Below are 19,198 nucleotides of genomic sequence, written 5' to 3' on the forward strand. Positions count from 1 at the left end.
GCCCGGCCGGATGTGTGTCGGGTCACTTTGCGAGACTCGTTCAACTCGCCTCGAACGTAACCCTTGAACCGTTTCGCACACCCCTGGAACCTGCCGTGCGACGCCCTTACGCCCTTGACAGAGGGATGTTCCGTTGCCGACACATCGGGCCGGGTCCGGCGGATTGTGTTGCTGCGGAGCGGTGACACGCCATAGAGTCGCCAACCGTCGGCATGGTGCCACGCTGACCTATCGAGAAGTTTCCTGGTCACCAAGGAGGTAAGACGACTTGTGAATGAGTCGACATTTACTCCCGGGGGTGGTCAACCAGGAATGCCTGCGCAGGGCTCAAGGCCAACGGGGCTCGAAGCTGTCGGCTCCGTTGCGGTGCGCACCTTCGCAGCCCACCAGAGTCCGAAGACGACTCAGACAGCACACCAGAGCATGGATGGCCATCACGTGAACGCCATGGCCGGCAACGGAAGTGGCGAGAACCGCACCCACTTCGCCGACTACGACGACCTGCCCGAGGGGCATTTCTACGACCCCGACGCCGAGTACGAGCCCGATCCGGAGTACGCGGCCACGCTCGCGCCCGACGCGGCGCGCCAGCGGCGCGAGCGCATCGGCCCGACCGGTCGCCCGCTGCCGTACTTCCCGATCCCGGGCCCGCTGACCGACCACGGCCCCGCGAAGATCATCGCGATGTGCAACCAGAAGGGCGGCGTGGGCAAGACGACGTCGACCATCAACCTGGGTGCCGCCCTCGCGGAGTACGGACGCCGGGTCCTGCTCGTCGACTTCGACCCGCAGGGCGCGCTGTCCGTGGGGCTCGGAGTCAACCCGATGGAGCTCGACCTCACGGTCTACAACCTGCTCATGGAGCGGGGCATGGCGGCCGACGAGGTGCTCCTGAAGACCGCGGTCCCGAACATGGACCTGCTGCCCAGCAACATCGACCTGTCCGCCGCCGAGGTCCAGCTGGTGAGCGAGGTCGCCCGCGAGTCCACGCTGCAGCGCGCCCTGAAGCCGCTGATGGCCGACTACGACTACATCGTGATCGACTGTCAGCCCTCGCTGGGCCTGCTCACCGTGAACGCGCTGACGGCCGCCCACAAGGTGATAGTGCCTCTGGAGTGCGAGTTCTTCGCGCTGCGCGGGGTCGCGCTGCTCACCGAGACCATCGAGAAGGTCCAGGAGCGGCTCAACCCCGAGCTGGAGCTCGACGGCATCCTCGCCACGATGTACGACTCGCGGACGGTGCACAGCCGTGAGGTGCTCGCGCGCGTGGTCGAGGCGTTCGACGATCACGTCTACCACACGGTGATCGGCCGGACCGTCCGCTTCCCGGAGACCACGGTCGCCGGTGAGCCGATCACGACGTACGCCTCGAACTCCGTCGGCGCCGCCGCCTACCGTCAGCTCGCCAGGGAGGTGCTCGCCCGGTGTCACGCCGAGTGAGTCTGCCGGGGGCCGACGAACTGTTCCGTACGACCGGGGGGATGGCGCTTCAGTCCTCCAGCCCGCGCCGTCCGGCCAACGGCGAGGCGCGGGTGCCCGCTCCGGCGGGCGAGAGCGACGCAGCGGCCGGGGAGGACGGGCCGCAGTCGGTGCCCGTGCGGGGCGGTGACGGCGAGGGCGACGAACATGTCGCGGCCGACGCCGACTCCGCCGACGGGGAGTCCCGGAGCCGGGGCGCCGCCACGGCGGACCGTTCCGGGCGGCGTCCGGCGCCGCCGGAAGGTGCTGCCGGGGTCCAGCCGCAGGGCCAGTCCCGCAAGCGCGGGCGGGGCTCCGGGCGACGGCCCAGCGGGCGCGAGCGGCACGACGAGAAGATCACCGTGTACGTGTCCGCCGAGGAGCTCATGGACCTCGAACACGCCCGGCTGGTGCTCCGCGGGGAGCACGGGCTCGCGGTCGACCGCGGGCGGATCGTGCGGGAGGCCGTCGCGGTGGTCCTCGCGGATCTCGAATCGCGGGGCGACGCGAGCATTCTCGTACGACGGTTGCGTGGACGGTAGCGGTAGCCTGCGACGGCTATGACCTCGAACGACGGCCCTCCTCCCGCTGCCTCCGCCTCCGGCGGGCGGCGGCGCGTGCTGGGGCGGGGGCCCGGGGGTGCGCCCCCTGCTGAACCGCCTGCGGCGGAGAGCCCGGCCGTGGCCGAGCCCGAGGGCGATCCCGAGTCGGACGACGGGGTCTTCAAGGTTCGGCTGGTCAACTTCGAAGGGCCGTTCGATCTGCTGCTTCAGTTGATCTCCAAGCACAAGATGGATATCACCGAAGTCGCGTTGTCCAAGGTCACCGATGAGTTCATGGCGCACATCCGGGCCATGGGGCCGGACTGGGACCTCGACCAGACCACCGAGTTCCTGGTCGTCGCGGCGACCCTGCTCGATCTGAAGGCCGCCCGGCTGCTGCCCTCCGCCGAGGTCGAGGACGAGGGCGACCTGGCCCTGCTGGAAGCCCGCGACCTGCTCTTCGCCCGGCTGCTGCAGTACCGGGCGTACAAACAGATCGCCGACATCTTCAACCGCCGCCTCGACGAGGAGGCGCGCCGCTACCCCCGTACCGTCGGACTTGAGGCGCACCACGCCGAGCTGCTGCCCGAAGTGGTCATCAGCATCGGGGCGGAAGGATTCGCCAGGCTCGCCGTGAAGGCGATGCAGCCCCGGGCCAAGCCCCAGGTGTACGTCGACCACATCCACGCGCCGCTCGTGAGCGTGCAGGAGCAGGCAGCGCTCGTGGTGGCGCGGCTGCGGGAACTCGGCGAGGCCAGTTTCCGCTCGCTCGTCGAGGACGTCGACGACACCCTCACCGTCGTGGCGCGTTTCCTGGCCCTTCTGGAGCTCTATCGGGAGAAGGCGGTCTCCCTGGACCAGGAGGAGGCTCTGGGGGACCTGGTGGTGCGCTGGACGGGCGGGGAGGGGGATGCGCAGCCGACGGTGACGGACGAGTTCGACCGGCCACCGGATCCTGTCCCGGATCCGGTCAGGGAGAAGAAGGTGTGAAGGTGTGAGCGAGGACACCACCGGAGCCCCCGAAGGGGCTCGCGGCGTCGCGGATCTCGACCTCCGGCCCGCGCTGGAGGCCGTGCTCATGGTCGTGGACGAGCCCGCCACCGAGGAGCACCTCGCGAAGATCCTGGAGCGGCCCAGGCGGCAGGTCGCGGACGCGCTGCGCGCGCTGGCCGACGAGTACAGCCTGCAACGACGCGGCTTCGAGCTGCGGATCGTCGCCGGCGGCTGGCGGTTCTACAGCCGCCCGCAGTACGCGGCGGCCGTCGAGCGCTTCGTCCTGGACGGGCAGCACGCCCGTCTCACCCAGGCGGCGCTGGAGACCCTCGCCGTGGTCGCGTACCGGCAGCCGGTCAGCAGATCGAGGGTCTCGGCGGTCCGCGGAGTGAACTGTGACGGCGTGATGCGCACCCTCCTCCAGAGGGGTCTGGTCCAGGAGGCGGGCGCGGAACCCGAAACAGGTGCGATCCTGTACAGGACGACGAACTACTTCCTGGAGCGAATGGGCCTGCGCGGCCTGTACGAGCTCCCGGAGCTCGCGCCCTTCCTTCCGGAGGCGGACGCGATCGAAGCAGAGACGCTGGAAGGGGTCCCGTCGTTCGATCCGGATGCGCCGGACGCAGATGCAGACGACACGACGACGACGGAACTTTGATGCGAAGCAGTGGCAGTGGCAGCGGCAGGAACAGCGGCGGGCGCGGCAACCCCCGCGGGACCGGCGGGAGCGGTAACCCCCGCGGGTCCGGTGGCGGCGGCGGTGGCCCCCGCGGGTCCGGTGGCGGAGGCTCCCGTGGCTCCGGCGGCGGTGGCCCCCGTACCTCCGGCAGCGGATTCAGCTCCCGGGGGCCCGCGGGCGGCGGCTCCCAGCAGGGTGGCGCGGGAGGCTCGGACGACAGGCCGAAGCGTCCCAGCAAGCCCCGCCCCGAGGAGCGCCGCTACGACGTGGGCCCCGGCGCCACCCGTGACGGCGCCAAGTCGGGGCGCGGCAACGCGGCCCGCGGCGGTGCCAAGGGCGGCCCCAAGCAGGGCCAGCAGCGCGGCGGCCGTACGGAGAACGCGCGCTCGCGTGAGTACGAGACGCGGACCGAGGAGCGCAACAGGGACCGGTACGCCGGCCGGCCCGAGGTAAGGACGCCCAAGACCTTCCCGGGCGCCGAGCAGGAGGGTGAGCGCCTGCAGAAGGTGCTCGCGCGCGCCGGCTACGGCTCGCGCCGCTCCTGCGAGGAGCTGGTGGAGCAGGCCCGTGTCGAGGTCAACGGCGAGATCGTCCTTGAGCAGGGCCTGCGCGTCGACCCCGAGAAGGACGAGATCAAGGTCGACGGGCTGACGGTCGCCACGCAGTCGTACCAGTTCTTCGTGCTCAACAAGCCCGCCGGCGTCGTGTCCACCATGGAGGACAACGAGGGCCGGCAGTGCCTCGGCGACTACGTGACGAACCGCGAGACGCGGCTCTTCCACGTGGGTCGGCTCGACACCGAGACCGAGGGCCTCATCCTGCTCACCAACCACGGTGAGCTGGCGCACCGCCTGACCCACCCCAAGTACGGCGTGAAGAAGGTCTACCTCGCGCACATCGTGGGCCCGATCCCGCGCGACCTGGGCAAGCAGCTCAAGGACGGCATCCAGCTGGAGGACGGGTACGCGAAGGCGGACCACTTCAGGGTCGTCGAGCAGACCGGCAAGAACTACATGGTCGAGGTGACGCTGCACGAGGGCCGCAAGCACATCGTGCGGCGCATGCTCGCCGAGGCCGGCTTCCCGGTCGACAAGCTCGTACGGGTGTCCTTCGGACCGATCGCCCTCGGCGACCAGAAGTCGGGCTGGCTGCGACGGCTGTCCAACACCGAGGTCGGGATGCTGATGCAGGAAGTCGGCCTCTAGGCACCTGCGCTCCTCTCCGCCCGCGCAGCTCCTCGCTGCTCTCGTCGTACGGCATCGGCCGGTTCCGGGTCCTCCCGGGGCCGGCCGGTCCACGTTCGGGGGCTTGTGGGCACGCGGTCCGCAATTTATAGTCGTGCTGACCATTAAGGAAACGCCCGTGCCGGGCGCGACCGGTGGAGCAGGGCCCACGGGGGTGGTCCCGGTCCGCCGGCCCTCGCCCGGCACGGTGCTCAGACGGCCGCCGAGGCCACACGAGGAGGGGGCATGGAGGGCTACGACAAGCACGCCTTCGAGCCCTTCGCCGTCACCGTCGATCTCGCGGTGTTCACGGTCCGGGCGGGCGCGCTCCAGGTGCTGCTGATCGAGCGCGGCCAGGAGCCGTACGCGGGATGCCGGGCGCTGCCCGGCGGGTTCGTGCTGCCGAAGGAGTCCGCCGGGACGGCCGCCCGGCGCGAACTCGCCGAGGAGACCGGTCTGGCGGACGTCTCCGGGCTGCACCTGGAACAACTGCGCACGTACAGCGAGCCGGACCGCGACCCCCGGATGCGGGTGGTCTCCGTGGCGTACGCAGCGCTGCTGCCGGACGCTCCCGAGCCACGCGGCGGCGGCGACGCGGCCGGCGCGCACTGGCTGCCGTACGACGGACTCGGGCCGCTCGCCTTCGACCACGAAAGGATCCTCGCCGACGCCAGGGAACGGATCGGCGCGAAGCTGGAGTACACCTGCCTCGCCACCGCGTTCTGCCCGCCGGAGTTCACGCTGGGGGAGCTGCAGCAGGTCTACGAGACGGTGTGGGGGGCTGTGCTCGACCGCCCGAACTTCCGGCGCAAGGTCCTTGCCACGCCCGGGTTCGTCGAACCGGTGCCGGGGGCGGCGCGGCTGACCGGGGGGCGGGGGAAGCCTGCCGCGCTGTATCGGGCGGGGGGTGCGACGGCGCTGCATCCGCCGCTGCTGCGGGCTGCGGCCGGGGCGCCCCCGCCGGCCACTTCCCCCTCTCCGCCGGCCTCCCCTTCGCCCTCTCCTCCGGCCTCCCCTTCGCCTTCTCCTCCGGCCTCCCCCTCGTCTTCGTCTGCGTCTTCGAAAGGACCGTCCTCATGACCACGACCGTCAGGAAGCAGGCCGCCACCGGGGCGTTGGTGGGGCTCGCCCTCGGGGACGCGCTCGGCTACCCGACCGAGTTCAAGGACGTGCCGTCGATCCTCGCCGCGTACGGGCCCTGGCGGGAGCTGGAGCTGCCGGATCCCGCGTGGATCACCGATGACACGCAGATGACGCTGGCGGTGGCGCGGGCGCTGCGTGCCGCGATGGACAGAGGGCTGCTCGGTCCACGGGAGCTGGCGGAGTCGGTGCGCAAGGAGTTCATCGCCTGGAACCGGTCACCGGAGAACAACCGAGCGCCGGGCAACACCTGCCTCACGGCCTGTGAACTGCTGGAGCGCGAAGGCCGGCCCTGGCAGGACGCCAGCCAGGTGGGGTCCAAGGGGTGCGGTGCCAACATGCGGGTGGCCCCCGTCGGCCTCGCCCCCGGCCTCAGTGACGAACAGCGCGCGGGCGCCGCCCAGTTGCAGGCCGCCCTCACCCACGGCCATCCGACGGCGCTGGCCGCCGCCGACCTCACCGCGCACGCGATACGGCTGCTCGCGCAGGGCGCCGAACCGACCGGCCTGGTCGGACTGCTCCGCTCGTACGCGTACGAGAACCGGACGCGCTATCACGAGCGCTGGCTCGGTGACCTGTGGACCCGTGCCCAGGATCCGACGCCCACCCACTTCATCGCGCGGGGCTGGGACGAGTGCCTGGAGGCTCTGGAGCGGGTTCGGGAGGCCCTGCGGTCGCCGTCGCCCGAGACGGACCCCTGCCTGGCCACCGGCGCCGGGTGGGTCGCCGAGGAGGCCCTGGCGACCGGCCTGCTGAGTTTTCTGCTCTTCGTGGACGAGCCGGTGACGGCCCTGCGCCGGGCCGCCTGCACCTCGGGGGACTCGGACTCGATCGCGTGTCTGGCCGGGGCCTTCGCGGGGGCGTACCTCGGCGCCGACGCGTGGCCCACGGAGTGGGCCGACAGGATCGAGCACCAGGGTGACCTGGTGGCGCTGGGCGCGCTCTGGGACGCCTGAGCCGCCTCCCTCGCCCCTGCGGATCGCCGCTGCGGATCGGGCCTGTGGATCGGGCTGCGGATCGGGCTGCGGATCAGGCGAGGCTGATCGAGTCCCCCTCTACCGTGATCCGCCTCGCGGGAAGCGGCTTCGGAGCCGGGCCGCCGGCCACCGAGCCGTCGGCGATCCGGAACTTGCTGCCGTGGCAGGTGCAGTTGATCGTGCCGTCCGAGACGTTGGCGACGACGCAGCCCTGGTGGGTGCAGACCGCCGAGAAGGCCTTGAAGCCGCCCTTCTCCGGCTGGGTGACGACCACCTTCTCGTCCTTGAGGATCTTTCCGCCGCCGACCGGCACGTCGGCGGTCTTGGTGAGTTCCTTGCCGCCACCGCCGGGCGCCGCGCCGCCGGCGGTGCCCGAGGGGGCCGCGGAGGGTGCTTCCTCCGTGTCGCCCCCGCCGTTCTCGTCGCCGTACTTGCTGCAGCCCACGAGCAGCGCGCTCGCCGTGCTTGCCGCGCCGGTCGCGAGGACCGTGCGCCGTGTCGAGGGACGGGTCATGTCGTCACTCCGAAGGTGCGGAAGAACCAGAGGGCGGAGGTCAGCCAGATCACGGTGAGGGCGGAGAAGACGAGCCCGCCGACGAAGGGCAGCAGCCAGCCGGGCAGTCGCTCGGTGCGCAGCAGCAGCATCTTGGCGCTGAAGGCACCGAAGAAGAAGCAGCCCAGGAGCGAGTGCCACAGGACGCGCGGCTCGTACGTCTGATAGCCCAGCGCGTACAGACAGTGCACCGCCACCGGCACCGCGACCAGGAAAGCGATCCGGCCCGACCAGCGGTGCAGTACTCCCGACCAGCTCGGGCCCGGCAGCCGCCCGTACAGCATGAGTGCCGAGACGAGCTGGACGAGCGCGAAGCCCACCGCGACCGTGGCCAGCCAGGACTTCACCGCGCTCGTGCTGCTGAAGCCCGCGAGGTTGAAGGCGGTGCCCTCCGGGTCGTGCACGTTTCCGTAGGCGCCGAGGCCGACCGCGACGGCACCCGCGACCAGGGCGGGTACGAGATAGCGGGCGGCTCCCGGGCCCCGGCGGGCCGGTTCGGGTGCGGGGAAACCCTGGGTCGGGGCGTTCGGGTCCACTGTCATGGTCGGCTCCCAGCGGTCACGCGATCTCGCGGTCATGGGGCGGAGCGGAGGGTGGAACGAGGAGTGGAGGGCGGGCGAAGAGCGAGGGGCGGAGCCCGGGGATCAAGAGGTCAAGGGATCACGGGCTCAGGGAGTCACGGGATCAAAGGGGCACGGGCTCAAGGGGTCACGGGGCGGGCGGTGAGCTGCTCTCCGTCGACCGTCACCGTGCCGGTCTCCGGGTCGATACGGGGCGCGGGGCTCGCCTTGCCGTCCCGCTTCAGGATGCCGACCTGGCTGTCGTCCTGCAGCAGGACCCAGCCGCCGTCGATCTCGGTGTCGGCCACGGTGTCGGTGGCGCGGTACAGCGCGTTGGGCTTCAGGGACTTGTCGGCCGTGAAGCCGTACTCCCGCCGGCCCATGTCGACCGTGCCGGTGATCCGCTTGCCCGCCAGCTTGCCGGTGAGGACCTGGGCCTTGTTCTTCTCGTTCGTGAGGCGCATGCTGCCGTCCGCCTCGACGTCACCCTTCAGCCACGACTCCTGGTCCCGGCCGTCGCAGAAGTACGCGACCGCCCTGCCGTCGCGCAGTGTCACCGCGACCGCGGAGGAGTCGTCGTCCGTGCGGCCCGCGTAGTCGGCGTCCGGCGCGGTGGACCTGGGCTTCGGCTTCGACGGGCCGGGCGACGGCGACCGCTTGCCCGGCGTGACCGTGGCCGTCACCGCGGGTGCCGGGCTCGCCGACACGGCGTCGGCGGCCGAGTCGCTCCCGGTCGTCTTGCTGCGCGTCCCCGTCGTCGCGTTGAGCGACAGCATGAACAGGGCGAGCAGCAGTCCCGCGAGGAGCGTGAAAAGTGGTCCGGAACGCTTCATCGTGCCTCCCCCGAGGCGTGGCGCGGACAGCCTCACCATGCAAGCGGACCGTGGCTCCCGCGTCCAGAGGCGTACAGGAGCCACTTGGCGGAGATTGGAGAGCGAGAAGCGAAACAGGGGCGGCCGTCTCGGCAGCCGGGCGCCTCGCGTCGGCCCGCCGAGGGCTGACTAGGCTGCAGGCAGCAGAGCCGATCCGTACATCAACGAGGAGTGTCACCGTGGCGGTACGAGCGGTCCGGGGCGCCGTCCAGCTGGAGCGGGACGAAGCCGGTCACATGGATGAGCAGGTCAGCGAGCTGCTCACCGCCATCCTGGAGCGGAACGGGCTGACCGCCGACGAGCTGATCAGTATCTGGTTCACGGCGACCCCCGACCTGCACTGCGACTTCCCGGCGGCCGCGGCGCGCAAGCTCGGCATCGTCGACGTGCCGCTGATCTGCGCGCAGGAGCTGGACATCGAAGGCGCGATGCCCCGGGTCGTACGGGTTCTCGCGCACATCGAGTCCGACCTGCCGCGTGCCGAGATCGCGCATGTCTACCTGGGCTCCGCGGGCGCGCTGCGCAAGGACATCGCCCAGTGAGAACCGCACTCGTCATCGGCACCGGCCTCATCGGGACGTCGGCCGCGCTGGCCCTGACCGGGCGGGGCGTCGTCGTCCACCTCGCCGACCACGACCCGGGGCAGGCCCGGACCGCGGCGGCGCTCGGCGCCGGCACGGACGAGGAGCCCGCGGGCCCCGTCGACCTCGCGATCATCGCGGCGCCGCCGGCCCATGTGGCCGGGGCGCTCGCCGACGCGATGCGGGGCGGGGTCGCGCGCGCCTACCTCGACGTGGCCAGCGTCAAGGGCGGGCCGCGCCGGGAACTGGAGGCGCTGGGGCTCGACCTGTCCGCGTACATCGGCTCGCACCCCATGGCGGGCCGGGAGAAGTCGGGCCCGCTGGCCGCCACGGCCGACCTCTTCGAGGGGCGGCCCTGGGTGCTGACGCCTACCCGGGAGACCGACACCGAGGTGCTCAACCTCGCGCTGGAGCTCGTCTCGTTCTGCCGGGCCGTCCCGGTGGTGATGGACGCGGACGCCCACGACCGTGCGGTCGCGCTCGTCTCCCACATGCCCCACCTGGTGTCCAGCATGGTCGCCGCGCGGCTGGAGAACGCCGAGGAGGCCGCCGTACGCCTGTGCGGTCAGGGCATCCGTGACGTGACCCGGATCGCCGCGTCCGACCCGCGGATGTGGATCGACATCCTGTCCGCGAACCCGGGTCCGGTCGCCGACCTCCTCGCGGACGTCTCCGCCGACCTGGACGAGACCGTGCAGGCCCTGCGTGCCCTCCAGTCCTCCGACGAGGCCAAGCGCCGCGCCGGCACCGACGGCATCCAGGACGTCCTGCGCCGCGGCAACGCCGGCCAGGTCCGTGTCCCCGGCAAGCACGGCACGGCTCCCGCCACGTACGAGAGCGTCGTCGTCCTCATCGACGACCAGCCGGGCCAGCTGGCCCGCATCTTCGCCGACGCGGACCGCGCGGGCGTCAACATCGAGGACGTCCGCATCGAGCACGCCACCGGTCAGCAGGTGGGCCTGATCGAGCTGTCGGTGCAGCCGTCGGCGGCGGCGGTGCTGACCGCGGCGCTGCGGGAGCGGGGCTGGACGGTCCGGCAGTAGGAGAGCGTGCCGGGGCGGGTGCGTGGTTCGGCCGTAGATGTGGGGCGGTGGGGCTTCGCGGTGGGGAGGTTCGGGGCAGACTCGGTATCTCTGCGGGTCTCCGCGAATTTCCGCGAGTCTCCGCGTAACTCCGCGCGAATGAGGTGGGCCGTGTGCGGACGCCGGTCAGCGATCCCCTGCGGGTGGGGGCCTATCGCATCGTGGGGCGGCTCGGATCGGGTGGCATGGGGTGGGTGTATCTCGCCCGGTCACCCGGCGGGCGGGCCGTCGCCGTCAAGGTGGTGCGGCCGGAGTACGCGGCCGACCCGGAGTTCCGGCAGCGGTTCGCGCGGGAGGTGACGGCCGCGCGGGCCGTCGGCGGCGCCTTCACCGCGGCCGTCGTCGACGCGGACCCCGAGGGTGACCCGCCCTGGCTGGCCACCGTCTACGTACCCGGTCCTGCCCTCTCCGAGGCCGTCCGCGCCGCGGGCCCCTTCACCGAGACCCAGGTACGGGTCCTGGGCGCGGGCCTGGTCGAGGCGCTGAAGGCCGTCCACGCGGGCCGGCTCGTGCACCGGGACCTCAAGCCCGCCAACGTCCTGCTGGCCGCCGACGGACCCCGCGTCATCGACTTCGGGATCTCCCTGCTGTCCGGCGCGCCCAAGCTCACCCGGCCCGGCATCGCCATGGGCACCCCGCACTACATGTCGCCCGAGCAGCTGATGGCCCGGCCGGTCGGCCCGCCGAGCGACGTCTTCTCGCTGGCGGGCGTGCTCGTCTACGCGGCGACCGGCCACCCGCCCTTCGGGGACGCCGCCGACGTGATCTACCGGGTCGTCGACGGCTCACCCGAACTGGACGGCGTACCCGGCGCACTGCACGCCACCCTCACCCGCTGCTTCGCCCGGCAGCCCGGGGAGCGGCCCGGCCTGGACGCGCTGCTGGACGAGTTCCTCACCGGGGTGGGCGACGCCGCCGACTGGCCACCGCCCGCCGTCGCCGAGGCCGTCCGGGACCGCGTCAAGGACCTCGCCGCCCGTGTCGGGCCGGGAGGACCGGGCCGGGACCGCGGCCTCACCCCGAGCGTCCCGTCCTGCCTGCTGCTGCACGCGCAGGCACTGCTCGACGCCGGGCTGACCGGCGCCATGGTCCGGGAGGCGGCCCGCCGTGGCGCCCGCTGACGGCGCCTTCGGACCCCTCCCCGAAGTGGGCACCCACTGGCGGCGGCTGGTCGAGAACTGGGCCGGCCGCAGCAACGCCGGACCGGCCGTCTCGGATTCCACTTCCGTCACTCTGGAATTCGCCGTCCCCGAAACGGGCGGCGTGGTCACCATTCGTTTCATGACCACCAGAAAACTGCTCGTCGCCTTCATGACGGACGGTCATGTCCTACGGGAGGACCAGTTGGCTCCGGCCGCCGCCGCGGCGAATGCGTGGAATACCGAACAGCTGATCCCCATGCTCTCCGTCTGGGACGTCCGCGGCCCCCGCCCCTGCCTCGCCGGAGTCTGCGTCCTGCCGCTCACCAGCCGGATGACCGCGCACGACTTCGAGCAGCTGGCCGGTGACTGGGCGGAACACGCGCGGCAGATGTTCACCAGGTGCCAGGAGGTGTTCCGCCTCTAGGAAAAGGGGTTACCAGGACGGACATGAAAAGTCCCGACGGCTATCCGGCGGGCCGGTATTCGCCTCTAATATGCGATGTGCTTTCCCGATCCCGAGCCGGGTGCAGAACGGGATGGCGGACGGGGGTGCCATGCGTCGCGGAATCATGCTGTCGATGTCTTCCGACGTGGCCGCCGTGCATTCCGTGACCGCCGCGGCCGGGGAGAAACGCACACTGGTGTGGCTCGCCGTCGGCGCGGCCACCGCCCTCGCCCTGCTGCTCGCCCTGCTCGTCCTCGCCGTGCACCGCACCCGCGTGAGCCCCGCCGCGGACGGACCCGACCCCGCCCGGGGCCCCCGCCACCGCGGCGCGCCCCGCCCCCTGCCGCTCCTGCGCCGGCACCGGGACCGGCACCGCGAGGCCGACCCGCCGCGCCGGACGGCCACCGTACGCACCGGACTGCACCCGCAGGGGTACGTCGAGCTGGACCACTGCCTGCGCCGCGCCGAGTGGACCGACTCCGGTACGCCACCGCCCGCCCCCGGCGCCCCGGTCGACGTGACGGACCCCGCGCGGGCCGACCCCGAGGCCTGCGGACCCGCGGACGTCCTGCTCGCCCTCCCGTGCCACCACCGGCCGCCGGCCACGGACGAGCACGACTGACCGCCCGAACCGCCCGACCCACTGCCCCGCGGAGAGACCATGCGCAACGAACGGCAGCCCCGGACGCTCCCGGCGTCGTACGCGGACATCGAGTTCGAGAACAACGCACAGCGCCTTCCGCTGGTGCTCTGCCTCGACACCTCCAGCTCCATGACGGGCCCGCCCATCCGGACCCTCAACGACGCGCTGCACTCCTGGACCCGTGAACTCCACGACGACGTGAGCCTCAGCTACAGCGTCGAGGTCGCCGTCGTCACCTTCGGCGGAAAGGGCGTGTGCGCCTGGAGAGGGGCGCAGCCGCTGCCCCCGCAGGCCCCCGTGAGCCCCTTCGTGCCGGCGCACGCGTTCCAGGCGCCGGTCCTGGCCGCCGCCGGGGTCACCCTGCTCACCGAGGCCCTCGAACTGGCCGTACGGATCGTCGCCGACCGCAAGGCCGAGCTGCGCGCGGGCGGACTGCAGTACTACCGCCCGCAGATCTGCCTGGTCACGGATGGCCTGCCCACCGACGGCACCGGCCGCTGGACCACCGCCTGGCAGCGCCTCGTACCGATGCTCACGGACGACCAGCAGGCCCGGAAGTACCGCTTGTACGCGATCGGGGTCGGCGACATCTCCGACATGGGCGAGCAGGTGCTCAAGGCCCTCGCGCCCGCCTTCAACGCCCGGCTGCACGGCTTCCCGTTCCGCGAGCTGCTCCAGATGATGTCGGCCAGCGCCAACGCCGAGCAGCGCGGCGCCGGGGACGAGGTCTTCGAGAAGATCTTCGCCCAGTTCAGGACACAGCGCCCGGCCTGGGAGGCATGAACGGGATGGGGGGCATGAGCGGCCGGGGAGACGCGCGGGGGACGGGCGACGCGAGCGGGGTGGCGGCGTGAGCGGGCGGTGGCGGGTGCACGGGCTGAGCGTCGAGGGGTACCGGCACCGGCAGAGCGGGGCGCCGTGCCAGGACGCCTGGGGGCATGCCGACGCGGGTGACGCCACGGTGCTGGCGGTCGCGGACGGGGCGGGCAGCCGCAGCCGGTCCGACGAGGGGGCCCGGCTGGCGGTCGAGCTGGCCGCCGGGCACTTCGCCCGCCGGGCCGCCCGGCGCTGCCCGCCCGGGGAGGCCGTCCACAGCCTGCTGACGGAGGCCTTCCGCGAGGTCTGCGAGGAGTTCCTGCACCGCGCGGGGGAGGCGGCGTACGACTTCGCCACCACGCTCACGGTCGTGGTCCTCACCCCCGCCTGGCTCGGCCACCTCTCCGTCGGCGACGGTTTCGTCGTCCTGCGGGCGGGACGCACCGGTGACGGGGAGCGGCAGTTCCATCTGCTGCCGCGGCCCGCCGCCGTCAGCGAGTACAGCAACGAGACCGTCTTCCTCACCTCGCCCGGGGCCGCCGACCGGCTGAGCACCGCCTGCGTACTCGACGAGGGCGTCGACGGGGTGCTCCTGTCCACCGACGGGCTCGCCCAGGCCGCGCTCGGGGGCCGGCCGCCGGTGCCGAACGCCTCCTTCACCTCGGCCGTCCTGCGGTCCCTGGACACACCGGGCGACGACCCGGAGGGGGACGAGGACGACCTGGCGGCGCTGTTGCGCTCCGACCGGCTGACCGCCCTCAACGCCGACGACAAGACCCTGCTCCGGGCGGTCAGGACGGGCGGCACCGCCAGGACGGGTGGGACCGGCAGGACGGGCGGCACCGGCAGGGCGGGCGGCTCATGAGCCGGGGCGGCGGTCGGGACGCCAGCCGTCTTTACTCCGGCCGTCGGGACTCCGGCCGTCCGGACTCCGGCCGTTGGGACTCCGGCCGTCCGGACGTCGATCGTCGGGACGTCAGCCTGTTGGAACCCGGCCGTCGGGACCTCGGCCGGTGTGCGACGGGACCCGGCCGATGACGGCCCCGACCGGACAGCGCGTCCTCCTCGACGGACGGCGGGTGACGCTCGGCCCGCAGCCCCTCAAGGGAGGCGGGCAGGCGGCCGTCTACCCCGTCGCCGACCACCAGCAGATCGTGGTCAAGCTCTACCGCGAACCGCCCGGCGCGGAGCAGGAACGCCGCCTGGAACGCATGCTGACCCTGACCCCGCTCGGCGGACGCCCCATCGGCCCCGGCCAGCCGCCGGAACTGGCCTGGCCCACGGCGGTGGCCCGGGGCACCGAGGGGGAGTTCCTCGGCTACGCGATGCGCCGGTTCGGCGAGCCGGGACACGTCCAGCTCGTCGGCCTCTTCACCCGCGCCCAGCGGCTGCGGCTGTTCCCGGAGCGCACCGACTGGCGGTTCATGCTCGGCGTCGGCTGGAACCTCGCCTTCATGACCGCCCGGATGCACTACGAGGGTCTGGTCGTCGGCGACTTCTCCAGCAACAACGTGGTGGTCGACGCCAACGGCTTCGTCACCTTCCTCGACTGCGACTCCATCGCCTTCACCGACCCGGCGACGCACGAGGAGTTCCCCTGCCTGATGCAGACCGCCGACTACGCCGCCCCGGAACGGCTGGCGGGCGGCCCCGCGACCCGGCAGAGCGACGACTTCGCCCTCGCCGTGCTGATCTACCAGCTCCTGACCGCCGGGAACCACCCCTTCGGAGGCGTGCCGCGGGACAGCGAGTCCGAGACGACGGTCAAGGACAACATCGCGGCCAGCCGCTCCTACGTCGCCGCACCCGGCTGTGTGATCGTCCCGCGCGGTGTCGTCGACCCGACGGTCCTGCCGCCCGCACTGCTCGCCCTCGCCCGCCGCGCCTTCGGCCCCGGTGTCACCGACCCGGCCGCCAGGCCCCCGGCACAGGACTGGCTGCGCGCCCTCGACGCGGAACGCCGTCTGGCCCGGGTCTGCCCGGACCGGCCGCGGCACAGCCACGGCTCCCATCTGCCCGCCTGCCCGTGGTGCGCGCGGGCCGCGGTCACGGGGCACGACGTGTTCAACGACACCCCGCCGCCCGCGGCGGACCCGTCGGCCGCGTCCGCCGCGGCGGGGCGGACGCAACAGACGCAGCTGATGCAGCCCGCGCGGCAGAAGCGGCGAAAGGGCCGGACCGGGCCGCCGTCGCAGCAGGCGCCGACCTGGCTGCCGGACACCGCACGGCCGCTCGCCGTGGGTCTGACGATCCTGGTGGCGGTCCTGGTCCTGGTGATCGTCGTGAACCTGGCGCAGGGACGATGACGGGGACGGTGACAGGGGCGGTGACGACGGCCGCGACGGAGAAGCTGATGGAGGCGGTGACGGAGTCGATGGCGGAGACGATGGCGGAGGACCGCGGTGGGGGCGCGGGCCGGGGCGCCGCGGGGCCCGTAAGCCGGGGCCCGGGGAGCCAGTAACCTTGTTCGGGGCGCGCTCGTGCCCGAACCAGCCAGTACCCCGTACCAGGAAGGTGTCCGCACCCGTGGAATCCACCGACGCCCGGACCGCCCCGGCCGTGATTGTCGCCATCGACGGTCCCTCCGGCACCGGCAAGTCGAGCACCTCGAAGGCCGTCGCGGCACAGCTCGGCCTGAGCTACCTGGACACGGGCGCCCAGTACCGGGCGATCACCTGGTGGATGGTGAACAACGGCATCGACATCGCCGACCCCTCCTCCGTCGCGGACGCGGCCGGCAAGCCCGACATCGTGTCCGGTACGGACCCGGCGGCGCCCGCCATCACGGTCGACGGCACGGACGTCGCGGGCCCCATCCGCACCCAGGAGGTCACCTCGAAGGTCAGCGCGGTCAGCGCCGTCCCCGAGGTCCGCGCCCGGATCACCGAGCTCCAGCGCTCGATCGCCTCGGCGGCCGGCCGGGGCATCGTCGTCGAGGGCCGGGACATCGGCACGACCGTGCTGCCCGACGCCGACCTCAAGATCTTCCTCACCGCCTCGCCGGAGGCCCGCGCCGCCCGCCGCAGCGGTGAGCTGAAGGGCGCCGACGTCACCGCCACCCGCGAGGCGCTCATCAAGCGGGACACCGCCGACTCCACCCGCAAGACCTCCCCGCTCGCGAAGGCGGACGACGCGGTCGAGGTCGACACCTCCGACCTCACGCTCCAGCAGGTCATCGAGTGCGTCGTCACCCTCGTCGAGGAGAAGCGGGCCGCGAAGTGAGCGAAGCCCGGAGCACGGCTGACACAGCGCCGACGGCCCGGCGGGCCGACGTCGGCCGCCGTATCGGCGTCGGCCTGATGTACGGGCTGTGGAAGCCGCGCGTCCTGGGAGCCTGGCGGGTTCCGGCGACCGGTCCGGCGATCCTCGCCGTCAACCACTCCCACATGATCGACGGCCCGATGGTCATGGGCGTGGCACCCCGGCCCACGCACTTCCTGATCAAGAAAGAGGCGTTCGTCGGCCCGCTGGACCCCTTCCTGCTCGCCATCGGGCAGGTGAAGGTGGACCGTGCGATCGCCGACCGCACCGCGATCACCCGGGCGCTGGGCGTCCTGGACGACGGCGGCGTCCTCGGGATCTTCCCCGAGGGCACCCGCGGCGAGGGGGACTTCGCCTCGCTGCGCGCCGGGCTCTCCTACTTCGCGGTCCGCAGCGGGGCGCCGATCGTGCCGGTCGCCGTCCTCGGCAGCACCGATCGCCGCGGACGGCTGATAAAGCAGCTGCCCCCGCTGCGCAGCCGGGTCGACGTCGTCTTCGGCGACCCCTTCGAGGCGGGCGACGGCAGCGGACGGCGTACGCGCAAGGCGCTCGACGAGGCGACCGTGCGCATCCAGAAGCAGCTCTCCGCGCACCTGGAAAACGCCAGGCGTCTCACGGGACGCTGAGCGACACTTGAGTAGTGGATCTCCCGATACGGGCGGTTCCACCGATCACCACGATGAACGAGGTACGGACTTCATGAACGACCAGATCCAGCCCGACGGCTCGGAGCACGAGCACGGGGCGCTTGGCGATGCCGAGTACGCGGAGTTCATGGAGCTCGCCGCGGAAGAGGGCTTCGACGCAGAGGACATCGAGGGCGCGATCGAGGCTGCGGGCCACGGCCCGCTCCCGGTCCTCGCCGTCGTCGGCCGGCCGAACGTCGGCAAGTCGACCCTGGTGAACCGCATCATCGGCCGCCGCGAGGCCGTCGTCGAGGACAAGCCGGGCGTCACCCGCGACCGCGTCACCTACGACGCCGAGTGGGCGGGCCGCCGCTTCAAGCTCGTCGACACCGGCGGCTGGGAGCAGGACGTCCTCGGCATCGACGCGTCCGTCGCCGCGCAGGCCGAGTTCGCCATCGAGGCGGCCGACGCGGTCGTCTTCGTCGTCGACGCCAAGGTCGGCGCCACCGACACCGACGAGGCGGTCGTCCGGCTGCTGCGCAAGGCCGGCAAGCCCGTCGTCCTGTGCGCCAACAAGGTCGACGGCCTGAGCGGCGAGGCCGACGCCTCGTACCTCTGGTCGCTCGGTCTCGGCGAGCCGCACCCGGTCTCGGCGCTGCACGGCCGCGGCACCGGCGACATGCTGGACGCCGTCCTGGAGGCGCTGCCCGAGGCGCCCGCGCAGACCTTCGGCGTCGCGGTGGGCGGCCCCCGCCGCATCGCGCTCATCGGCCGCCCGAACGTCGGCAAGTCGTCGCTCCTGAACAAGGTGGCCGGCGAGGACCGCGTGGTCGTCAACGAGATCGCGGGCACCACCCGCGACCCGGTCGACGAGCTGATCGAGCTGGGCGGTGTCACCTGGAAGTTCGTCGACACGGCCGGTATCCGCAAGCGGGTCCACCTCCAGCAGGGCGCGGACTACTACGCCTCGCTGCGCACCGCCGCCGCCGTCGAGAAGGCGGAGGTCGCGGTCATCCTGCTGGACGCCAGCGAGAACATCAGCGTCCAGGACCAGCGCATCGTGACGATGGCCGTCGAGGCGGGCCGCGCGATCGTGCTGGCCTTCAACAAGTGGGACACCCTCGACGAGGAGCGCCGCTACTACCTGGAGCGGGAGATCGAGACCGAGCTGCTCCAGGTGGCCTGGGCGCCGCGGGTCAACGTCTCGGCGCGTACGGGCCGCCACATGGAGAAGCTGGTCCCGGCGATCGAGGCCGCGCTGGCGGGCTGGGAGGCGCGGGTCCCGACGGGCCGTCTGAACGCCTTCCTGGGCGAGCTGGTCGCCGCCCACCCGCACCCGATCCGGGGCGGCAAGCAGCCGCGCATCCTCTTCGGCACGCAGGCGGGCACCAAGCCGCCGCGGTTCGTGCTCTTCTCCTCGGGCTTCATCGAGCACGGCTACCGCCGGTTCGTGGAGCGCCGTCTGCGCGAGGAGTTCGGCTTCGAAGGCACGCCGATCCACATCTCGGTGCGGGTGCGCGAGAAGCGCGGCAAGAAGAAGTAGCAGCCGCCGCCGTACGAGCGGTGTGCGGACACGGGAGAGGGCCCCTGCGCGCAGCAGGGGCC

22 protein-coding genes are annotated in these 19,198 nt (G+C 72.4%); 19 read left to right on the plus strand and 3 right to left on the minus strand.

From position 1 onward, the window contains the following. Window positions 1-312 precede the first annotated feature (312 nt). From ACFWGJ_RS10965 to ACFWGJ_RS10995, 7 genes are all read left to right on the plus strand, one after another. A complete protein-coding gene (locus ACFWGJ_RS10965; protein ID WP_210883983.1) occupies window positions 313-1,440 on the plus strand; it encodes a ParA family protein in 1,128 nt (375 codons plus the stop codon). Further along, entirely contained in the window at window positions 1,425-2,000 is a 576-nt protein-coding gene (locus tag ACFWGJ_RS10970) for a hypothetical protein (protein WP_387322564.1), read from the plus strand. Before ACFWGJ_RS10965 ends, ACFWGJ_RS10970 begins: the two co-directional genes overlap by 16 nt. 18 nt (window positions 2,001-2,018) lie before the next feature. Continuing rightward, window positions 2,019-2,990, plus strand: a complete 972-nt coding sequence (locus ACFWGJ_RS10975; protein WP_387322566.1) for a segregation and condensation protein A — start codon at window positions 2,019-2,021, stop codon at window positions 2,988-2,990. A gap of 4 nt (window positions 2,991-2,994) precedes the next feature. Further along, window positions 2,995-3,651 (plus strand): SMC-Scp complex subunit ScpB, encoded by a 657-nt coding sequence (gene scpB / locus ACFWGJ_RS10980; RefSeq protein ID WP_387322567.1) that lies wholly within the window; start codon window positions 2,995-2,997, stop codon window positions 3,649-3,651. Then, window positions 3,651-4,877, plus strand: a complete 1,227-nt coding sequence (locus ACFWGJ_RS10985; protein ID WP_387322569.1) for a pseudouridine synthase — start codon at window positions 3,651-3,653, stop codon at window positions 4,875-4,877. Before scpB ends, ACFWGJ_RS10985 begins: the two co-directional genes overlap by 1 nt. Window positions 4,878-5,141: 264 nt before the next feature. After that, the gene (locus ACFWGJ_RS10990) at window positions 5,142-5,975 is read left to right on the plus strand and encodes an NUDIX domain-containing protein (protein ID WP_387322570.1); all 834 of its coding nucleotides are present in this window, start codon (window positions 5,142-5,144) and stop codon (window positions 5,973-5,975) included. Continuing rightward, complete coding sequence (locus ACFWGJ_RS10995; protein ID WP_387322572.1) at window positions 5,972-6,991, plus strand: ADP-ribosylglycohydrolase family protein; 1,020 nt, start codon at window positions 5,972-5,974, stop codon at window positions 6,989-6,991. Before ACFWGJ_RS10990 ends, ACFWGJ_RS10995 begins: the two co-directional genes overlap by 4 nt. 73 nt (window positions 6,992-7,064) lie before the next feature. Here ACFWGJ_RS10995 and ACFWGJ_RS11000 read toward each other — a convergent pair whose 3' ends face one another. The 3 genes from ACFWGJ_RS11000 to ACFWGJ_RS11010 all read right to left on the minus strand — a co-directional run bounded on the left by ACFWGJ_RS11000 (window position 7,065) and on the right by ACFWGJ_RS11010 (window position 8,958). Continuing rightward, a complete protein-coding gene (locus ACFWGJ_RS11000; RefSeq protein ID WP_387322573.1) occupies window positions 7,065-7,526 on the minus strand; it encodes a Rieske (2Fe-2S) protein in 462 nt (153 codons plus the stop codon). Further along, window positions 7,523-8,107, minus strand: a complete 585-nt coding sequence (locus ACFWGJ_RS11005; protein ID WP_387322594.1) for a DUF6529 family protein — start codon at window positions 8,105-8,107, stop codon at window positions 7,523-7,525. Before ACFWGJ_RS11005 ends, ACFWGJ_RS11000 begins: the two co-directional genes overlap by 4 nt. A 158-nt stretch (window positions 8,108-8,265) precedes the next feature. Then, window positions 8,266-8,958, minus strand: a complete 693-nt coding sequence (locus ACFWGJ_RS11010; RefSeq protein WP_387322575.1) for a hypothetical protein — start codon at window positions 8,956-8,958, stop codon at window positions 8,266-8,268. 218 nt (window positions 8,959-9,176) lie between these two features. On the opposite strand from ACFWGJ_RS11010, the gene aroH reads away from it, so the two are divergent. The 12 genes from aroH (at window position 9,177) to der (ending at window position 19,136) form a co-directional block, all read left to right on the plus strand. Continuing rightward, complete coding sequence (gene aroH, locus ACFWGJ_RS11015) at window positions 9,177-9,539, plus strand: chorismate mutase (RefSeq protein ID WP_387322576.1); 363 nt, start codon at window positions 9,177-9,179, stop codon at window positions 9,537-9,539. After that, the gene (locus tag ACFWGJ_RS11020) at window positions 9,536-10,621 is read left to right on the plus strand and encodes a prephenate dehydrogenase (RefSeq protein ID WP_387322577.1); all 1,086 of its coding nucleotides are present in this window, start codon (window positions 9,536-9,538) and stop codon (window positions 10,619-10,621) included. Before aroH ends, ACFWGJ_RS11020 begins: the two co-directional genes overlap by 4 nt. Window positions 10,622-10,773: 152 nt before the next feature. Further along, window positions 10,774-11,781 carry a serine/threonine-protein kinase gene (locus ACFWGJ_RS11025; RefSeq protein WP_387322578.1) on the plus strand — a complete coding sequence of 336 codons (1,008 nt, stop codon included), beginning with the start codon at window positions 10,774-10,776 and terminating at the stop codon, window positions 11,779-11,781. Then, complete coding sequence (locus tag ACFWGJ_RS11030) at window positions 11,768-12,226, plus strand: hypothetical protein (RefSeq protein WP_387322580.1); 459 nt, start codon at window positions 11,768-11,770, stop codon at window positions 12,224-12,226. Before ACFWGJ_RS11025 ends, ACFWGJ_RS11030 begins: the two co-directional genes overlap by 14 nt. A 154-nt stretch (window positions 12,227-12,380) precedes the next feature. After that, complete coding sequence (locus ACFWGJ_RS11035) at window positions 12,381-12,869, plus strand: hypothetical protein (RefSeq protein WP_387322581.1); 489 nt, start codon at window positions 12,381-12,383, stop codon at window positions 12,867-12,869. Between the two features lie 39 nt (window positions 12,870-12,908). After that, window positions 12,909-13,673, plus strand: coding sequence for a VWA domain-containing protein (locus ACFWGJ_RS11040; RefSeq protein WP_387322582.1), 765 nt, complete (start codon window positions 12,909-12,911; stop codon window positions 13,671-13,673). A gap of 67 nt (window positions 13,674-13,740) precedes the next feature. Further along, complete coding sequence (locus ACFWGJ_RS11045; protein ID WP_387322584.1) at window positions 13,741-14,571, plus strand: PP2C family serine/threonine-protein phosphatase; 831 nt, start codon at window positions 13,741-13,743, stop codon at window positions 14,569-14,571. 169 nt (window positions 14,572-14,740) lie between these two features. Next, the gene (locus tag ACFWGJ_RS11050) at window positions 14,741-16,012 is read left to right on the plus strand and encodes a hypothetical protein (protein ID WP_387322586.1); all 1,272 of its coding nucleotides are present in this window, start codon (window positions 14,741-14,743) and stop codon (window positions 16,010-16,012) included. 20 nt (window positions 16,013-16,032) lie between these two features. Further along, complete coding sequence (locus tag ACFWGJ_RS11055) at window positions 16,033-16,167, plus strand: hypothetical protein (RefSeq protein ID WP_387322588.1); 135 nt, start codon at window positions 16,033-16,035, stop codon at window positions 16,165-16,167. A gap of 65 nt (window positions 16,168-16,232) precedes the next feature. Continuing rightward, window positions 16,233-16,928: a (d)CMP kinase gene (gene cmk, locus ACFWGJ_RS11060; protein WP_387322589.1), complete on the plus strand. Its 696-nt coding sequence runs from the start codon at window positions 16,233-16,235 to the stop codon at window positions 16,926-16,928. After that, window positions 16,886-17,593 carry a lysophospholipid acyltransferase family protein gene (locus ACFWGJ_RS11065; RefSeq protein ID WP_387322590.1) on the plus strand — a complete coding sequence of 236 codons (708 nt, stop codon included), beginning with the start codon at window positions 16,886-16,888 and terminating at the stop codon, window positions 17,591-17,593. The genes cmk and ACFWGJ_RS11065 overlap by 43 nt, the downstream gene beginning before the upstream one ends. Before the next feature lie 73 nt (window positions 17,594-17,666). Next, window positions 17,667-19,136 (plus strand): ribosome biogenesis GTPase Der, encoded by a 1,470-nt coding sequence (gene der / locus ACFWGJ_RS11070; RefSeq protein WP_387322591.1) that lies wholly within the window; start codon window positions 17,667-17,669, stop codon window positions 19,134-19,136. Window positions 19,137-19,198: the final 62 nt, after the last annotated feature.

This window comes from Streptomyces sp. NPDC060205, from assembly GCF_042728395.1.
GTDB lineage: Bacteria > Actinomycetota > Actinomycetes > Streptomycetales > Streptomycetaceae > Streptomyces.